Raw genomic sequence first — 14,944 nt, forward strand, 5'->3', positions numbered from 1 at the left:
ACAGCCGGGTTGCCTGCGATAGCCCAGCGTCAAAAATTCCCGAGAAACCAGTCGCGTGCGCGACCAAACATTGTTTTCACGCTACCGGCCTGCGCCGCGGCCTTGATGCCGCGTGCCCTGGCCAAGCGTGCCTCCTCCAGCAAACCCATCACGGTGGCCGACCGGGGGTTGGCCACCATGTCATGCAGGGCGCCGTGATAGGTCGGCAGCCCCTTGCGCACGGGTTTCAGAAAGATGTCTTCGCCCAACTCCACCATGCCCGGCATCACGGCGCTGCCGCCGGTGATGACGATGCCGCTGGAGAGCAATTCCTCGTAGCCGCTGTCGCGGATGACCTGGTGCACCAGCGAAAAGATCTCCTCCACGCGCGGCTCGATCACGCCGGCCAGCGCCTGGCGCGAGAGCATGCGCGGGCCGCGGTCGCCCAGGCCCGGCACCTCGACCTGCTCGGCCGGGTCCGCCAGCAGCTGCTTGGCCACGCCGAACTCGACCTTGATCTCCTCGGCGTCCTTGGTCGGCGTGCGCAGCGCCATGGCGATGTCGCTGGTGATGAGGTCGCCCGCGATCGGGATCACGGCCGTGTGGCGGATCGAGCCGCCGGTGAAGATGGCCACGTCGGTGGTGCCCGCACCGATGTCCACCAGCGCCACGCCCAGCGCGCGCTCGTCCTCGGTGAGCACCGCCGCGCTGGAAGCGCTGGGGTTGAGCATGAGCTGCTCCACCTCCAGCCCGCAGCGGCGCACGCACTTGACGATGTTCTCCGCCGCGCTCTGTGCGCCGGTAACGATGTGCACCTTCACTTCCAGGCGCCCGCCGCTCATGCCGATGGGCTCCTTGACCTCGTGGCCGTCGATCACGAACTCCTGCGGCTCGACCAGCAGCACCTTCTGGTCGTTGGGGATGTTGATGGCCTTGGCCGTCTCCACCACCCGCGCCACGTCCACCGGCGTGACCTCCTTGTCGCGCACGATCACCATGCCGGTGGAGTTCTGCCCGCGGATGTGGCTGCCGGTGATGCCGGTGTAGACGCGGCTGATCTTGCAGTCGGCCATCATCTCGGCCTCCTTGAGCGCCTGCTGGATGCTCTGCACGGTGGCGTCGATGTTGACCACCACGCCACGCTTGAGCCCATGCGAGGAGGCCACTCCCAGCCCCGCCACGCGAAGCTCCCCGCCGGGCAGCACCTCGGCCACCACCGCCATCACCTTGGCGGTGCCGATGTCCAGCCCGACCACCAGATCCTTGTATTCCTTGGCCATTGCCTGCCTGCCCTCTATTTGGATTTCTTCGCTGCCGTCGCGGACAGCGTGGTCGAGATGCCCTTCAACTTCACCACGTAGCCGTCCTTGTGGCGCAGGTCGGCATATTGCAGGGGCCGCTCGTAGTGGGCCGTGACCTGCGCCAGCGTGCGCACGAAGCGCTCGCTGCGCGCGGCGACGTCCACGTCGTTGCCGCGGCCCAGTTCCACGTGCGCGGCACCGCTGCCGCTGCCACCGACGTCCACGCTCCAGGAGCCGCGCGCGCTGAGCTTGAGCCGCCGGATGCCGCCCAGCGGCTCGAACACCGGCGCCAGCCGCGCGTGCATCCCCAGCATGCGCGCGGCGCCATCCTCGGGGCCTTCGAAGACGGGCAGACCCTCGTCCTCCACGTCGCCGACGTTGGCCTCGAAAATCTCGCCCTGCGTGCTCACGAGCCGGTCCCCACCTTCCTCGCCGCCGTCCCAGATCGCCGCGGCGCGATGCTCCAGCAGCCGCACCTCCAGCCGGTTGGGGAAGACCCGGTGCAGCACCGCCTGGCGCACCCAGGGCAGGGCCTCGAAGGCCTCGCGCGCGGACTGCAGGTCCAGCGTGAAGAAGTTGCCCCGCAGCTGCGGCACGGCCTCGTTGCGCAGCTGCACCGGGGTGCTGCGCTCGATCTCGCCTTCGACGCTGATCACGCGCAGCGCGAACAGCGGCAGCCGCGACGCCCAGTGCGCCGCCGCGGCCAACAGCCCCAGCACCACCAGCGTGTAGATCAGGCTGGCCACCGCGTTCGTGAGCCGCACGTCGGGCGGCAGCGGGACCATTGCTCGGGCAACCATGGTCGTGCGTCCCGTCCCCTTCAGCCCCGCGCGCCGCCGTCCAGCGCCGCCTGCGTCAGCAGCCGCAGGCACAACTGCTCGTAGCTGATGCCCGCGGCGCGCGCGGACATCGGCACCAGCGAGTGCCCGGTCATGCCCGGCGAGGTGTTCATCTCCAGCAGAAAGGGCTCGCCGTCGCTCTTGCGCAGCATCAGGTCGGCGCGGCCCCAGCCGCGGCAGCCCAGCACGCGGTACGCGCGCAGCACGATCTGCTGGATCCGGGCCTCCAGCGCGGCGTCCAGCCCGCTGGGCACGAGGTACTTCACCTCGTCGGTGAAGTACTTGTTGTTGTAGTCGTAGCCGGCGGCCGGCGGCACGATGCGGATCACGGGCAGCGCCTGCGCCGCGTCGCCCTCGCCCAGCACCGGGCAGGTCAGCTCCGCGCCTTCGATGAATTCCTCGCACAGCACCACGCTGTCGTGGTGCGCCGCGAGCTCCACCGCGGCGGCCAGCTGCGAGGCCTGCTCCACCTTGGTCATGCCGATGGAGCTGCCCTCGTGCGGCGGCTTGACGATCAGCGGCAGGCCCAGCTCGGCCACCACCGCCGCCAGCCGCTCGGGGCTGCAGTCCTGGCGCCGCAGCACCGCCTGGCGCGGCATGGGCAGCCCTTCGGCGCTCCACACGCGCTTGGTCATCACCTTGTCCATGGCGATGGCGCTGGCCATTACGCCCGAGCCGGTGTAGGGAATACCCAGCAGCTCCAGCGCGCCCTGCACCGTGCCGTCCTCGCCATGGCGCCCGTGCAGCGCGATGAAGCAGCGGCTGAAGCCCTCGCTCTTGAGCTCGGCCAGCGGCCGCTGACCCGGGTCGAAGGCGTGCGCGTCCACGCCCTGCGACAACAGCGCCTGCAGCACGCCGTTGCCCGACAGCAGCGAGATCTCGCGCTCGGCGGATTCGCCGCCCATGAGCACCGCCACCTTGCCCAGTGATTTCACGTTCATGTCCGCCCCTCCCTTGCCGATCTCATTCGCCGCGCGGCAGCATCTCGACCAGGCGCCCCGGCACCGCGCCGATGGAGCCCGCGCCCATGGAGATCACCACGTCGCCTTCGCGCACGAAGTCGGCGATGGCCTGCGGCAGCGCCCCCACGTCGTCCACGAACACCGGATCCACCTTGCCCGCCACGCGCAGCGCGCGCGCCAGGCTGCGGCCGTCGGCGGCCACGATCGGGCTCTCGCCCGCGGCATACACCTCGGTCAGCAGCACGGCGTCGGCCTGCCCCATGACCTTCACGAAGTCCTCGAAGCAGTCGCGCGTGCGCGTGTAGCGGTGCGGCTGGAAGGCCAGCACCAGGCGCCGTCCGGGGAAGGCGCCGCGCGCGGCCGACAGCACGGCGTCCATCTCCACCGGGTGGTGGCCGTAATCGTCGATGAGCGTGAAACGGCCCTGTGCGCCCAGCAAGTCGCCATAGCGCTGGAAGCGCCGGCCCACGCCACCGAACTTGGCCAGCGCCGCGGCGATGGGCGCGTCGGGAATCTCCAGCTCCGTCGCGATGGCGATGGCCGCCAGCGCGTTGCGCACGTTGTGCTCGCCGGGCAGGTTGAGCGTGATGCGCAGGTCCGGCAGCTTCTCGCCGTTGCGCCGGCGCACCGTGAAGCGCATCTGCCCGCCGGGCAGCGCCTGCACGTCCACCGCGCGCACCTGCGCGTCCTCACCCATGCCGTAGCTCACCACCGGGCGCGAGACCATCGGCATGATCGAGCGCACGCCGGGGTCGTCGCCGCACAGCACCGCCGCGCCGTAGAAAGGCATGCGGTGCAGGAACTCGACGAAGGCGCCCTTGAGCCGCGCGAAGTCGTGGCCGTAGGTGTCCATGTGGTCGGCGTCGATGTTGGTGACCACCGACAGCACCGGGCTGAGGTTGAGGAAGGAAGCATCGCTCTCGTCGGCCTCCACCACGATGTGCTCGCCCTTGCCCAGCGCCGAGTTGGCGCCGGCGCTGTTGAGCTTGCCGCCGATGACGAAAGTGGGGTCGAGCCCGGCCTCGGCCAGCACGCTGGTGACCAGCGAGGTGGTGGTGGTCTTGCCATGCGTGCCGGCGATGGCGATGCCGGCTTTCAATCGCATCAGCTCGGCCAGCATCAAGGCCCGCGGCACCACGGGCACGCGTTTCGCGCGCGCGGCAATGACCTCGGGGTTGTCGCCGCGCACGGCGGTGGAGGTCACCACCGCCTGGGCGCCCTGGATCTGCGCGGCCTCGTGGCCGATGAAGACGCGGATGCCCAGCTCCGCCAGGCGCCGCGTGGTGACGCTTTCGGACTGGTCCGAGCCCGAGACCACGTAGCCCAGGTTGTGCAGGATCTCGGCGATGCCGCTCATGCCGGCGCCGCCGATGCCGACGAAATGGATGTGCTTGACGGCGTGTTTCATGTCTTGACGAGCTTTTCGATGGTGTCGGCCACGCGCGCGGCGGCGCGCGGCCGGGCCAGGGCGCGGGCCTGCCGCGCCATGGCCAGCAGTTGCGGGCGCTCCAGCCCTGCCAGGCGCTGCGCCAGCGCCTGGGGGGAGAGCTCGGACTGCGGCAGGTGGATGGCGGCACCGTGCTGCGCCATGTAGGCAGCGTTGTCGCGCTGGTGGGAGGTGGTGCTGACGATCAGCGGCACCAGGATGCTGGCCACGCCCGCGGCACAGAGCTCGCTCACCGTCACCGCGCCGGCGCGGCACAGCACCACGTCGCAGTCCGCCAGGCGCTGGGCCATGTCGTCGATGAAGGGCAACAGCTCGGCCTGCACGCCGGCCTGGGCGTAGGCGGCGCGCACGCTGTCGATGTGGGCGGTGCCGGTCTGCTGCGTCACCAGCGGACGCTGCGCCGGGTCCATCAGCGCCAGCGCCGCGGGCAGCGTCTCGTTGAGCACCTTGGCGCCCAGGCTGCCGCCCACCACCAGCAGCCGCAGCGGCCCCTGGCGAGCGGCGAAGCGTGCTTCGGGCGCGGGCAGCGCCTCGATCTCGGCACGCACCGGGTTGCCGGTGACGGTGGCGTGCTTCACCTGCGTGGCGGCCTGGCCGTCGAAGCCGAAGGCCACGCCGTCGGCCACCGGCAGCAGCGCCTTGTTGCTCAGCAGCAGCGCCGCGTCGGCGTTGACCAGCACCAGCGGCTTGCCCAGCGCCGCGGCCATCATGCCGCCGGGGAAGCAGACGTAGCCGCCCATGCCCAGCACCGCATCGGCGCGCCGCCGGCGCAGGATGCCCAGGCATTCGATGAAGGCCTTGAGCAGCCGCATGCCGCCGGTGAGCGTGTGCACCAGCCCCTTGCCGCGCAGGCCGCTGAAGCCGATGCGGTCCAGCGTGATGCCCGAAGGCGGAACGAGCTTGTTCTCCATGCCCGCGGGCGTGCCCAGCCAGCTCACGCTCCAGCCGCGCTGCTGCATCTCGCGCGCCACGGCCAGGCCGGGGATCACGTGCCCGCCGGTGCCCGCCGCCATGATCACGAGGTGGCGGCTCATGCGCGGCCTCCCCGCATCAGCGCGCGGTTCTCGATGTCCACCCGCATCACCAGCGCCAGCGCCACGAGATTCATCAGGATGGCCGAGCCGCCGTAGCTCATGAGCGGCAGCGTCAGGCCCTTGGTGGGCAGCAGCCCCAGGTTCACGCCCATGTTGATGAAGGCCTGGCCGCCCATCCAGATGCCGACGCCCTGCGTCATCAGCCCGGCGAAGACGCGGTCCAGCGCGATGGCCTGGCGGCCGATGTGGAAGATGCGCCGCGTGAGCCAGAAGAAGGCGCACACCACGAACGCCACGCCCACGAAGCCCAGCTCCTCGCCCACCACCGCCAGCAGGAAGTCGGTGTGCGCCTCGGGCAGGTAGTGCAGCTTCTCCACGCTGTTGCCCAGGCCCTGGCCGGTGAGCTCACCGCGGCCCAGCGCGATGAGCGAGTGCGTGAGCTGGTAGGCCTTGCCCTGCGCGTACTCCGGGTTCCACGGGTCCAGGTAGGCAAAGATGCGCTGGCGACGGAATTCGCTGAACACGATCATCAGCACGAAGGCGCCCACCAGCACCGCCACGCTGAGGAAGAACATGCGGCCGTTGACGCCGCCCAGGAACAGGATGCCCAGCGCCACGGCGGCGATCACGATGAAGGCGCCCATGTCGGGCTCGGCCAGCAGCAGCACGCCGATCACGCCCAGCGCCACGGCCATCGGCAGCACCGCCTTGAAGAAGCGCTCCTTGATGTCCATCTTGCGCACCATGTAGCTCGCGGCGTACATGGCGATGCCGACCTTGGCCGCCTCGCTGGGCTGGAAGTTCATGATCCCCAGCGGGATCCAGCGCCGCGCGCCGTTGACCGACAGGCCCACGTGCGGGATCAGCACCACCACCAGGCCCACCAGCGAGCCCACGAACAGGTAGGGCGCCCACTTCTCCCACTGCGCCACCGGCACCTGCACCACCAGCAGCGCGGCCACGAAGCCGATGCCCAGCGCGGCCAGGTGCCGCACCAGGAAGTACGTGGGCGTGTAGCGCGCGAAGCGCGGGTTGTCGGGCAATGCCACGGTGGCCGAATAGACCATCACCAACCCCAGCGCCAGCAGCCCGATCGTGACCCACAGCAGGCCCTGGTCGAAGCCCGAGAGCCGCGCGGGCTGCGCCGGCGCGGTGCGCACGAAGTCGCGCACGGGCAACGAGTACTCGCGCGCCGCTGCGCGCGCTCCCCGCAGGCGGCTCAGCAGGGCCTTCACAGCGACTCCCCTCGCTCGGTGGCCAGCGCGGCCACCGCGGCCACGAACACTTCGGCGCGGTGCGCGTAGTTGCGGAACATGTCCAGGCTCGCGCAGGCCGGGCTCAGCAGCACGGCGTCGCCCTCGCGCGCCTGAGCGAAGCACCAGGCGGTGGCGTCCTCCAGGGTGTCGAAGCGCTGCATCGGCACCCCGGCGGCGGCCAGCGCCTCCTGCAGCGCCGGCGCGTCGCGGCCGATGAGGGCCACGCCGCGCGCGTAACGCGCCACGGGCTCGGCCAGCGGCGTGAAATCCTGGCCCTTGCCGTCGCCGCCCAGGATCACCAGCAGCTTGGCCGGGTCGCGGTCCGAGCCCAGGCCGTTGAGCGCGGCTACCGTGGCGCCGACGTTGGTGCCCTTGCTGTCGTCGAAGGCCTCCACGCCGCCGACCATGCCCACCGGCTCCACGCGGTGCGGCTCGCCGCGGTACTCGCGCAGGCCGTGCAGCATCGGGCCCATCGGGCAGCCGACGGCGCTGGCCAGCGCCAGCGCGGCCAGCGCGTTGGCGGCGTTGTGGCGGCCGCGGATGCGCAGCGCATCCGCCGGCATCAGGCGCTGCAGCCGGATCTCGGGCTGCTCGTCGCGGCGGCGGCGCGGGCCCACCGGCTGCTCGTCGCCTTGCGCGCGCACCAGCCAGGCCACCCCGCGCTCCTCGATCAGGCCGAAGTCGCCGGGAACGCGCGGCACATCCAGCCCGAAGCGCACGACGCGGCGCGAGACCACACGCGGACGCCCGCCGCGCACCGCGGCCTTGACCACCGTGGGCGGCGGCACCATGGCCTCCACCGCCGGGTCGTCGCGGTTGACGACCATCACCGCATCGCGGCCGTAGATGGCGGCCTTGGCGCGGGCGTAGGCCGCCATGTCGCCATGCCAGTCCAGGTGGTCCTGCGTCACGTTGAGCACCACCGCCGCATCGGGCTCGAAGCCCTGCACGCCATCGAGCTGGAAGCTGGAGAGCTCCAGCACCCAGGCCTCGGGCAGGTGCGAGAACACCGGCGCGGGCGGCGGTGGGGGCGGCAGCGACGGCGCATCGGGCGCGGACAGGTCCACGGCGGCGGACGCGGTGGCCTCGGCGGCGGCGCCCTCGCCGTCCTGCGCCGGTGCCGCGACGGTGGCCTCGGCCGTCTCGGCGGCGCCGGCGGCCTCGGCCCGCGGCTGCGGGAAGGTCTCCTGCGCCAGCGCCTGCGACAGCGTGTCCAGCAGCGTCGGACCGATGTTGCCGGCGGTGGCCACGCGCAGTTCGCAGCGGCGCAGCAGCAGCGAGGTCAACGAGGTGACGGTGGTCTTGCCGTTGGTGCCGGTGATGGCCACCACCCGCGGCGCGTAGCCGTGGCGCTCCTTGAGCGCGGCCAGCGCGCGCGCGAACAGGCCCAGCTCGCCCTCGATGCGCACGCCGATGGCGCGCGCGGCGGTGATCAGCGGTTCGATGCGCGCATCCTGCGGCGACAGCCCCGGGCTCTTGAGCAGCAGCTGCAGCCCCTGCAGCTGCTCCGCCGGCACCAGCTCGCCGCAGAACACGGGCACCTCGGGCCACTCGGCCCTGAGCGCCGCGGCCTGCGGCGGCTCGGCGCGCGAGTCCCAGACGCGCACCCGCGCGCCCTGCGCAGCGCACCAGCGCGCCATCGCCAGGCCCGAGTCGCCCAGGCCCAGCACCAGCACCTGCACGCCCTGCAGGTCAACCATGGGAGAAGTGGAAGCGGTGGAGCTCATGGCCGTGTCTCAGCGCAGCTTCAGCGTGGCCAGCCCCAGCAGGCACAGCAGCATGGTGATGATCCAGAACCGGATGACGACCTGCGTCTCCTTCCACCCGGACTTCTCGAAGTGGTGGTGCAGCGGCGCCATGAGGAAGATGCGCCGCCCCACGCCGAAGCGCTTCTTGGTGTACTTGAACCACGCCACCTGGGCCATGACCGACAGCGCCTCGACCACGAACACGCCGCCCATGACCGCCAGCACGATCTCCTGGCGCGTGATCACGGCGATGGTGCCCAGCGCCCCGCCCAGCGCCAGCGCGCCCACGTCGCCCATGAACACCTCGGCCGGGTGCGCGTTGAACCACAGGAAGGCCAGCCCCGCCCCGGCCATGGCCGAGGTGAACACCAGCAGCTCGCCGGCGCCGGGGATGTAGGGGAACAGCAGGTAGCGGCTGTACACCGCGCTGCCCGTGACATAGGCGAACACGCCCAGCGACGCGCCCACCATCACCACCGGCATGATCGCCAGCCCGTCCAGGCCGTCGGTGAGGTTCACCGCGTTGGAGGCGCCCACGATCACCACGTAGGTCAGCGCGATGAAGCCGAACACCCCCAGCGGGTAGCTCACGCTCTTGAAGAAGGGCACGATCAGGTCGGCCTTGGGCGGCAGATCGTTGGAGAAGCCGCTGCCCACCCAGCGCATGAACAGCTCGATCACGCGCATCGCCGAGGTCTCGCTGACGCTGAAGGCCAGGTACAGCGCCGCCACCAGCCCGATCACGGACTGCCAGAAGTACTTCTCGCGCGAGCGCATGCCCTCCGGGTCCTTGCGCACCACCTTGCGCCAGTCATCGACCCAGCCGATGGCACCGAAGCCGAAGGTGACGATCATCACGATCCACACGAAGCGGTTGGCCCAGTCGAACCACAGCAGCGTGGACACGGCGATGCCCAGCAGGATCAGCACGCCGCCCATGGTGGGCGTGCCGCTCTTGACCATGTGCGCCGCGACGCCGTACTCGCGGATGGGCTGGCCGATCTTGAGCTCGGCGAGCTTGCGGATGACCAGCGGGCCGAAGCCGATGCCGATGAGCAGCGCCGTCATCGCCGCCAGCAGCGCGCGCAGCGTCAGGTACTGGAACACGCGCAGGAAACCCAGGCGCTCCGGATACAGCTCGGCCAGCCATTGCGTGAGCAGGAGCAGCATCAGCGCACCTCCCCCAGCAGCGGCAGCACGCGCTCCATGCGCATGAAGCGCGAGCCCTTCACCAGCACCGAAGCGGCCTCGCCCAGCTGCGGCAGCGCCGCGGCGAGCTCGTCCACCGTGGCGAAGTGGCGCGCGCCGGCGCCATAGGCCTCGGCCGCGTGCGCGCACAGCGTGCCCGCGCACCAGAAGGTCTCGATGCCGCGCTGCGCCGCCAGCGCGCCCACCTCGCGGTGGAAGGCCGGCCCCTGCTCGCCCACCTCGCCCATGTCGCCCAACAGCAGCGCCCGCGGCGCGGGCAGCGCGGCCAGCACCTCGATGGCGGCGCGCACGGAGTCGGGGTTGGCGTTGTAGCTGTCGTCCACCAGCGGCAACTCGCGGCCGCCGCGCAGCAGCTTCTTCAATTGCGAGCGGCCGGCCACCGGCTGGAAGGCCTCCAGCCCCTGCACCACCGCCGCCAGCGGCGCGCCCGCGGCCAGCGCGCAGGCCGCAGCGGCCAGCGCGTTGCGCACGTTGTGCTCGCCGGGCATGCGCAGCACGAGGCGCGCCGAGCCCAGCGGCGTGTCCAGCGCCACCGACCAGTGGTCGCTCAGCCACTGCGCCTGGCCCTGCACCTCGCCGCCCGGGCCGAAGCGCAGCACGCGCCGCGCGCCGGCCAGCTCGGCCCACAGGCCGCTGAAGGCGTCGTCGGCCGGGAACACCGCGCAGCCGTCGGCGCCCAGCGCCTGGATCACGCTGCCGTTCTCGCGCGCCACCGCCTCCACCGAGGCCATGAACTCCTGGTGCTCGCGCTGCGCGTTGTTGACCAGCGCCACCGTCGGCTGTGCGATGCGCGCGAGCTCGGCGATCTCGCCGGGGTGGTTCATGCCCAGCTCGGCCACGGCCGCCTGGTGGCCGGGGCGCAGCCGCAGCAGCGTCAGCGGCAGCCCGATGTGGTTGTTGAAGTTGCCCGCCGTGGCCAGCGCCGCATCGGCGAGCCAGGCCCGCAGGATGGCCGCCGCCATCTGCGTGACGGTGGTCTTGCCGTTGCTGCCGGTGACGGCGATCAGCGGCAGCGCGGCGAAACGCGCGCGCCAGCCGGCGGCCAGCGTCTGCAGCGCCGCCAGGGTGTCGTCCACCAGCAGCCCGGGCAAACCGGCCTCGGCCAGGCCGCGCTGGGCGATGGCCGCCACGGCGCCGGCGCCGCGCGCGGCGCCCAGGTGGTCATGGCCGTCGAAGCGCTCGCCGCGCAGCGCGACGAACAGGTCGCCCGGCTGCAGGCTGCGCGTGTCGGTGTGCACGCGCGAAAGCGCCGTGTCCGGCGCACCCACCAGGGTGGAGCCGGGCAGCAGCGCCTGGGCCTCGCGCAAGGTCAGCATCGTCATGCGCGCCTCCCGTGGAGGGCGCTCGACGCCGCAACGCGGCCGTGCCGCGCTGCCGAAGTCAAATGGAAAGCAGTTGGATGAGTCATGGCTGCGCCTTTCGCGTCCGCAACGCGTTCAGCGCCTCGTCGATATCGGAGAAGGGCAGCTTGCGGCCGCCGATGTCCTGGTAGTCCTCGTGTCCCTTGCCGGCGATGAGCAGCACGTCGGCGGGGTCGGCCGAGCGCACCGCGTCGAGGATGGCCTCACGGCGATCCTCGATGACCGCGGCCTGGGCCCCGTGGGGAAGCCCGGCTGCGATCTGCGCCAGGATGGCCCCCGGCGGCTCGGACCGCGGATTGTCGCTTGTCAGCACCACGTCATCCGCAAGACGTTGTGCGATCGCGCCCATCAGCGGGCGCTTCGTGGCGTCCCGGTCGCCCCCGCAACCGAACACGCACCACAGCCGCCCGCCGCGCGCGCGCGCCAGCGGCCGCAGCGCGGTGAGCGCCTTTTCCAGCGCATCGGGCGTGTGGGCGTAGTCCACCACCACCTCCGGCGCCTGGGCGCCGGTTTCGGCGCGCACCTGCTGCATGCGCCCCGGCACGGGCGTGAGCAGCGGCACCACGGCCGCGGCTTCGGCCATCGGCACGCCCAGCGCGCGCAACGCGCCCAGCACCGCCAGCAGGTTGCTGGCGTTGTAGTCGCCGATGAGGCGGCTGCGCACGGCGTGCGAGCGCCCTCCTTCGTACAGGTCGAAGGCCAGGCCGCCGTTCTCGTAGCGCAGGCCCTCGGCACGCAGCCGCGCGGGCTGCTGCAGCGAGTACGTCCAGAGCTCGAGATCGCCGCGCGCGGCCAGTTCCTGCGCCAGCACCGAGCCCTGCGGGTCGTCGAGGTTGATGGCCGCGGCACGCAGCCCCGGCCAGTCGAAGAGCGCGCGCTTGCAGTCCCAGTAGGCCTGCATGTCGCCGTGGAAGTCGAGGTGGTCGCGCGTGAAGTTGGTGAACTGCGCCACCGCGATGCGCGCGCCGGCCAGGCGCTGCTCCACCAGCCCGATGGAGGAGGCTTCCAGCGCGCAGGCCTGGAAGCCCGCGTCCGCGAAGCGGCGCAGCGCCGCGTGGAAGCTCACCGGGTCGGGCGTGGTCAGGCCCGTGAACTCGATGGCCGCGCCCTCGCGCGTGCCCGCGCGCGGCGGCTCGCCGATGCCCAGCGTGCCCACCAGGCCGCAGCGCCGCGACAGCGCGGTGAGCGCCTGCGCGGTCCACCAGCTCGTGGAGGTCTTGCCGTTGGTGCCGGTGGCGGCGATCAGCTCCAGCGCCGCGCCGGGCGTGCCGAAAAAGGAGGCGGCCACCAGGCCCGCGGCCGCCTTGAGCCCGGGCAGTGCCGCGATGCGTGCGTCGTCGAAGCCGAAGGCCTCGACGCCCTCGGCGGCCACGAGGCAGGCGCCGGCGCCGGCTTCCAGCGCGCCGGCCACGAAGCGGCGCGCGTCGTGCGCCGCGCCCGGCCAAGCCATGAAGGCGTCGCCCGGGCGTACTTGTCGGCTGTCGCTGCGCAGCGTGCCCGTGGCGCGCTCGCGCAGCCACCGCGCGGCCGCGTCGGCGTCGGCCAGCTCAGTCACTGCCATCGCTTCCCCCTCCCTGGCGGCGTGCGCGGGTGCGCCGTCACCTTGCAATCGTCCGTTGCGGGCGCAGCGGCCCGGTGCATCCATGCGGCGGCCATCAGAAGCTCTCCGGCTCGGCCGGCACGGCCTTGGTGACGATCTGGGGCTTGACCTCCAGGTCGGGCTCGATGTTCTTCAGCCGCAGCGTGTGTTGCACCACCTGGCTGAACACCGGGGCGGCCACCGTGCCGCCGAAGTACTTGCCGGCACTGGGCTCGTCCACCATCACCGCCACGATCACGCGCGGCTTGTCCACGGGCGCCAGGCCCACGAACCAGGAGCGGTACTTGTTGCTGGCGTAACCGCCGCCTTCCTGCTTGTGCGCGGTGCCGCTCTTGCCGCCCACCGAGTAGCCGATGGTCTGAGCCAGCGGGCCGGTGCCGCCCGGGCCGGCGGCCATCTGCAGCATCTTGCGCACTTCCCTCGCAGTCTCAGGCTTGAACACGCGCAGCCCCGGCGGCGGCATGTCCTGCTTGAACATCGACACCGGCACCACCTCGCCGTCGCGCGCGAACGCGGTGTAGGCCTGCGCGATCTGCAGCAGCGAGGCCGACAGACCATAGCCGTAGGACATGGTCGCCTGCTCGATGGGCTTCCAGGTCTTCCACGGACGCAGCCGCCCGGTGACGGTGCCGGGGAACTTGAGCTGCGGCTTGTGGCCGAAGCCCAGGTTGGAATAGAGCTCCCACATCTCGCGCGGGGGCATCTGCATCGCCAGCCGCGCCGCGCCGACGTTGCTGGACTTTTGGATCACCTCGGCCACCGTGAGCACCGGGTGCGAATGCGCGTCGCGGATGGTGCGCCCGCCGATGACCAGGCTGCCTGCGGCGGTGACCACGGGCGTGTCGGCGCGCACGCGCCCGGTTTCCAGGGCCTGCGCGGCGATGAAGGGCTTCATCGTCGAGCCGGGCTCGAAGGTGTCGGTGAGCGCGCGGTTGCGCAGCTGGTTGCCGGTGAGCTTGCCGCGATCACCCGGGTCGTAGCTGGGGTAGTTGGCCAGCGCCAGCACCTCGCCCGTCTCCACGTCGAGCACGACCACGCTGCCGGCCTTGGCCTTGTGCTCGGCCACCGCGTCGCGGATGCGCTGGTAGGCGAAGAACTGCACCTTGGCGTCGATGGACAGCGCGATGTCGCGCCCGTCGATGGGATCGAGCTGCTGGCCCACGTCCTCGATCACGCGGCCGAGCCGGTCCTTGACCACCTCGCGCGAGCCGTCCTTGCCCTGCAGCTCGCGCTGGAAGGCCAGCTCGATGCCCTCCTGCCCGGTCTGCTCCACGCCCGTGAAGCCCACCACGTGCGCGGCGGCCTCGCCCTCGGGGTAGCGGCGCTTGAACTCCGAGACCTGGTGCACGCCCTTGAGGTTGAGCGCCTTGACCTTGGCCCAGGTCTCGTCCTCGACCTGTCGGCGCAGCCACACGAAATTGGGGTTGTCCTGCAGCCGCTTCTCCAGGTCGGCCGGGTTCATGCCCAGCGCCCGCGCCAGTTCCGCGCGCTGCGCCGGGGTGGAGTCGGGGTTGAGATCCTTGGGGATGGCCCACACCGAGGGCGCGGCCACGCTGGTGGCCAGCAGCGCGCCGTTGCGGTCGAGGATGCGGCCGCGGCTGGCGGGCATCTGCAGCGTGTGCACGTAGCGCTTCTCGCCCTGCTGCTGGAAGAAGTCGGTGCCGATGACCTGCACGTAGGCCGCGCGCGCCAGCAGCGCCGTGAAGCCGATGCCCACCATCGCCACCAGCAGCCGCGAGCGCCACGGCGGCGTCTTGGACGCCAGCAGCGGGCTGGTGGCGTAGTTGACGCTGCGCACGCTCCCGCCGCCGGCGCGCGGGTTGAGCGCGCTCATCGCCGCACCTCTGACGCCGCGGCGTCCACGTAGAAGGTCACGGCCGGCGTGGCCGTGCGCATGGACAGCCGCTCGCGCGCGACCTGTTCCACGCGCCCGGAGGTGGCCTGCGCCTCGCGCTCGGCCTGCAGCCGCTTGAAGTCGCGCTCGTGCTGGCGCTCCTCGGTGCGGGCGCGGTCCAGCGCCGTGAACAGCTGGCGCCCTTCATAGGTGATCTTCACCATGTACATGCAGCTGCCCACCAGTGCGGCCAGCAGCACGAAGTTCAGCCGCGTCATCGGCCCCTCCCCGCGGCCGGCGCCGTGCGCGCGCCACGCGCGGCGCCGGGCTGCAGCGGCACGCCGGCCTCGAACGGCACCTCGGTGCGCTCGGCC

At 71.8% G+C, this 14,944-nt stretch carries 12 protein-coding genes; all 12 read right to left on the reverse strand.

Features of this window, described 5'->3' with window-relative positions; genetic code table 11:
• Positions 1-29: 29 nt before the first annotated feature.
• The 12 genes from ftsA to ftsL all read right to left on the reverse strand — a co-directional run bounded on the left by ftsA (position 30) and on the right by ftsL (position 14,848).
• Complete coding sequence (gene ftsA, locus Q0741_RS25900) at positions 30-1,259, reverse strand: cell division protein FtsA (RefSeq protein WP_298236079.1); 1,230 nt, start codon at positions 1,257-1,259, stop codon at positions 30-32.
• Positions 1,260-1,273: 14 nt separating this feature from the next.
• Positions 1,274-2,080 carry a cell division protein FtsQ/DivIB gene (locus Q0741_RS25905; RefSeq protein WP_298236080.1) on the reverse strand — a complete coding sequence of 269 codons (807 nt, stop codon included), beginning with the start codon at positions 2,078-2,080 and terminating at the stop codon, positions 1,274-1,276.
• 20 nt (positions 2,081-2,100) lie between these two features.
• Positions 2,101-3,060 (reverse strand): D-alanine--D-alanine ligase, encoded by a 960-nt coding sequence (locus Q0741_RS25910; RefSeq protein ID WP_298236081.1) that lies wholly within the window; start codon positions 3,058-3,060, stop codon positions 2,101-2,103.
• 22 nt (positions 3,061-3,082) lie between these two features.
• Positions 3,083-4,489, reverse strand: coding sequence for a UDP-N-acetylmuramate--L-alanine ligase (gene murC / locus Q0741_RS25915; RefSeq protein WP_298236082.1), 1,407 nt, complete (start codon positions 4,487-4,489; stop codon positions 3,083-3,085).
• Positions 4,486-5,562 carry an undecaprenyldiphospho-muramoylpentapeptide beta-N-acetylglucosaminyltransferase gene (murG, locus tag Q0741_RS25920; RefSeq protein WP_298236083.1) on the reverse strand — a complete coding sequence of 359 codons (1,077 nt, stop codon included), beginning with the start codon at positions 5,560-5,562 and terminating at the stop codon, positions 4,486-4,488. Before murG ends, murC begins: the two co-directional genes overlap by 4 nt.
• Positions 5,559-6,740, reverse strand: coding sequence for a putative lipid II flippase FtsW (gene ftsW, locus Q0741_RS25925; RefSeq protein WP_298236090.1), 1,182 nt, complete (start codon positions 6,738-6,740; stop codon positions 5,559-5,561). Before ftsW ends, murG begins: the two co-directional genes overlap by 4 nt.
• Before the next feature lie 53 nt (positions 6,741-6,793).
• Positions 6,794-8,545: a UDP-N-acetylmuramoyl-L-alanine--D-glutamate ligase gene (gene murD / locus Q0741_RS25930; RefSeq protein ID WP_298236084.1), complete on the reverse strand. Its 1,752-nt coding sequence runs from the start codon at positions 8,543-8,545 to the stop codon at positions 6,794-6,796.
• Positions 8,546-8,554: 9 nt separating this feature from the next.
• Positions 8,555-9,736 carry a phospho-N-acetylmuramoyl-pentapeptide-transferase gene (mraY, locus tag Q0741_RS25935; protein WP_298236085.1) on the reverse strand — a complete coding sequence of 394 codons (1,182 nt, stop codon included), beginning with the start codon at positions 9,734-9,736 and terminating at the stop codon, positions 8,555-8,557.
• On the reverse strand, positions 9,736-11,091 hold the full coding sequence (gene murF / locus Q0741_RS25940; RefSeq protein ID WP_298236091.1) for a UDP-N-acetylmuramoyl-tripeptide--D-alanyl-D-alanine ligase: 1,356 nt from the start codon (positions 11,089-11,091) through the stop codon (positions 9,736-9,738). The genes mraY and murF overlap by 1 nt, the downstream gene beginning before the upstream one ends.
• An 88-nt stretch (positions 11,092-11,179) precedes the next feature.
• A complete protein-coding gene (locus tag Q0741_RS25945; RefSeq protein WP_298236086.1) occupies positions 11,180-12,697 on the reverse strand; it encodes a UDP-N-acetylmuramoyl-L-alanyl-D-glutamate--2,6-diaminopimelate ligase in 1,518 nt (505 codons plus the stop codon).
• A gap of 94 nt (positions 12,698-12,791) precedes the next feature.
• Entirely contained in the window at positions 12,792-14,570 is a 1,779-nt protein-coding gene (locus Q0741_RS25950; protein ID WP_298236087.1) for a penicillin-binding protein 2, read from the reverse strand.
• A complete protein-coding gene (ftsL, locus tag Q0741_RS25955) occupies positions 14,567-14,848 on the reverse strand; it encodes a cell division protein FtsL (protein WP_298236088.1) in 282 nt (93 codons plus the stop codon). The genes Q0741_RS25950 and ftsL overlap by 4 nt, the downstream gene beginning before the upstream one ends.
• Positions 14,849-14,944 lie beyond the last annotated feature (96 nt).

Origin of the sequence: uncultured Azohydromonas sp. (assembly GCF_937926365.1) — a bacterium.
In the GTDB taxonomy this organism is placed as follows: domain Bacteria; phylum Pseudomonadota; class Gammaproteobacteria; order Burkholderiales; family Burkholderiaceae_C; genus Azohydromonas.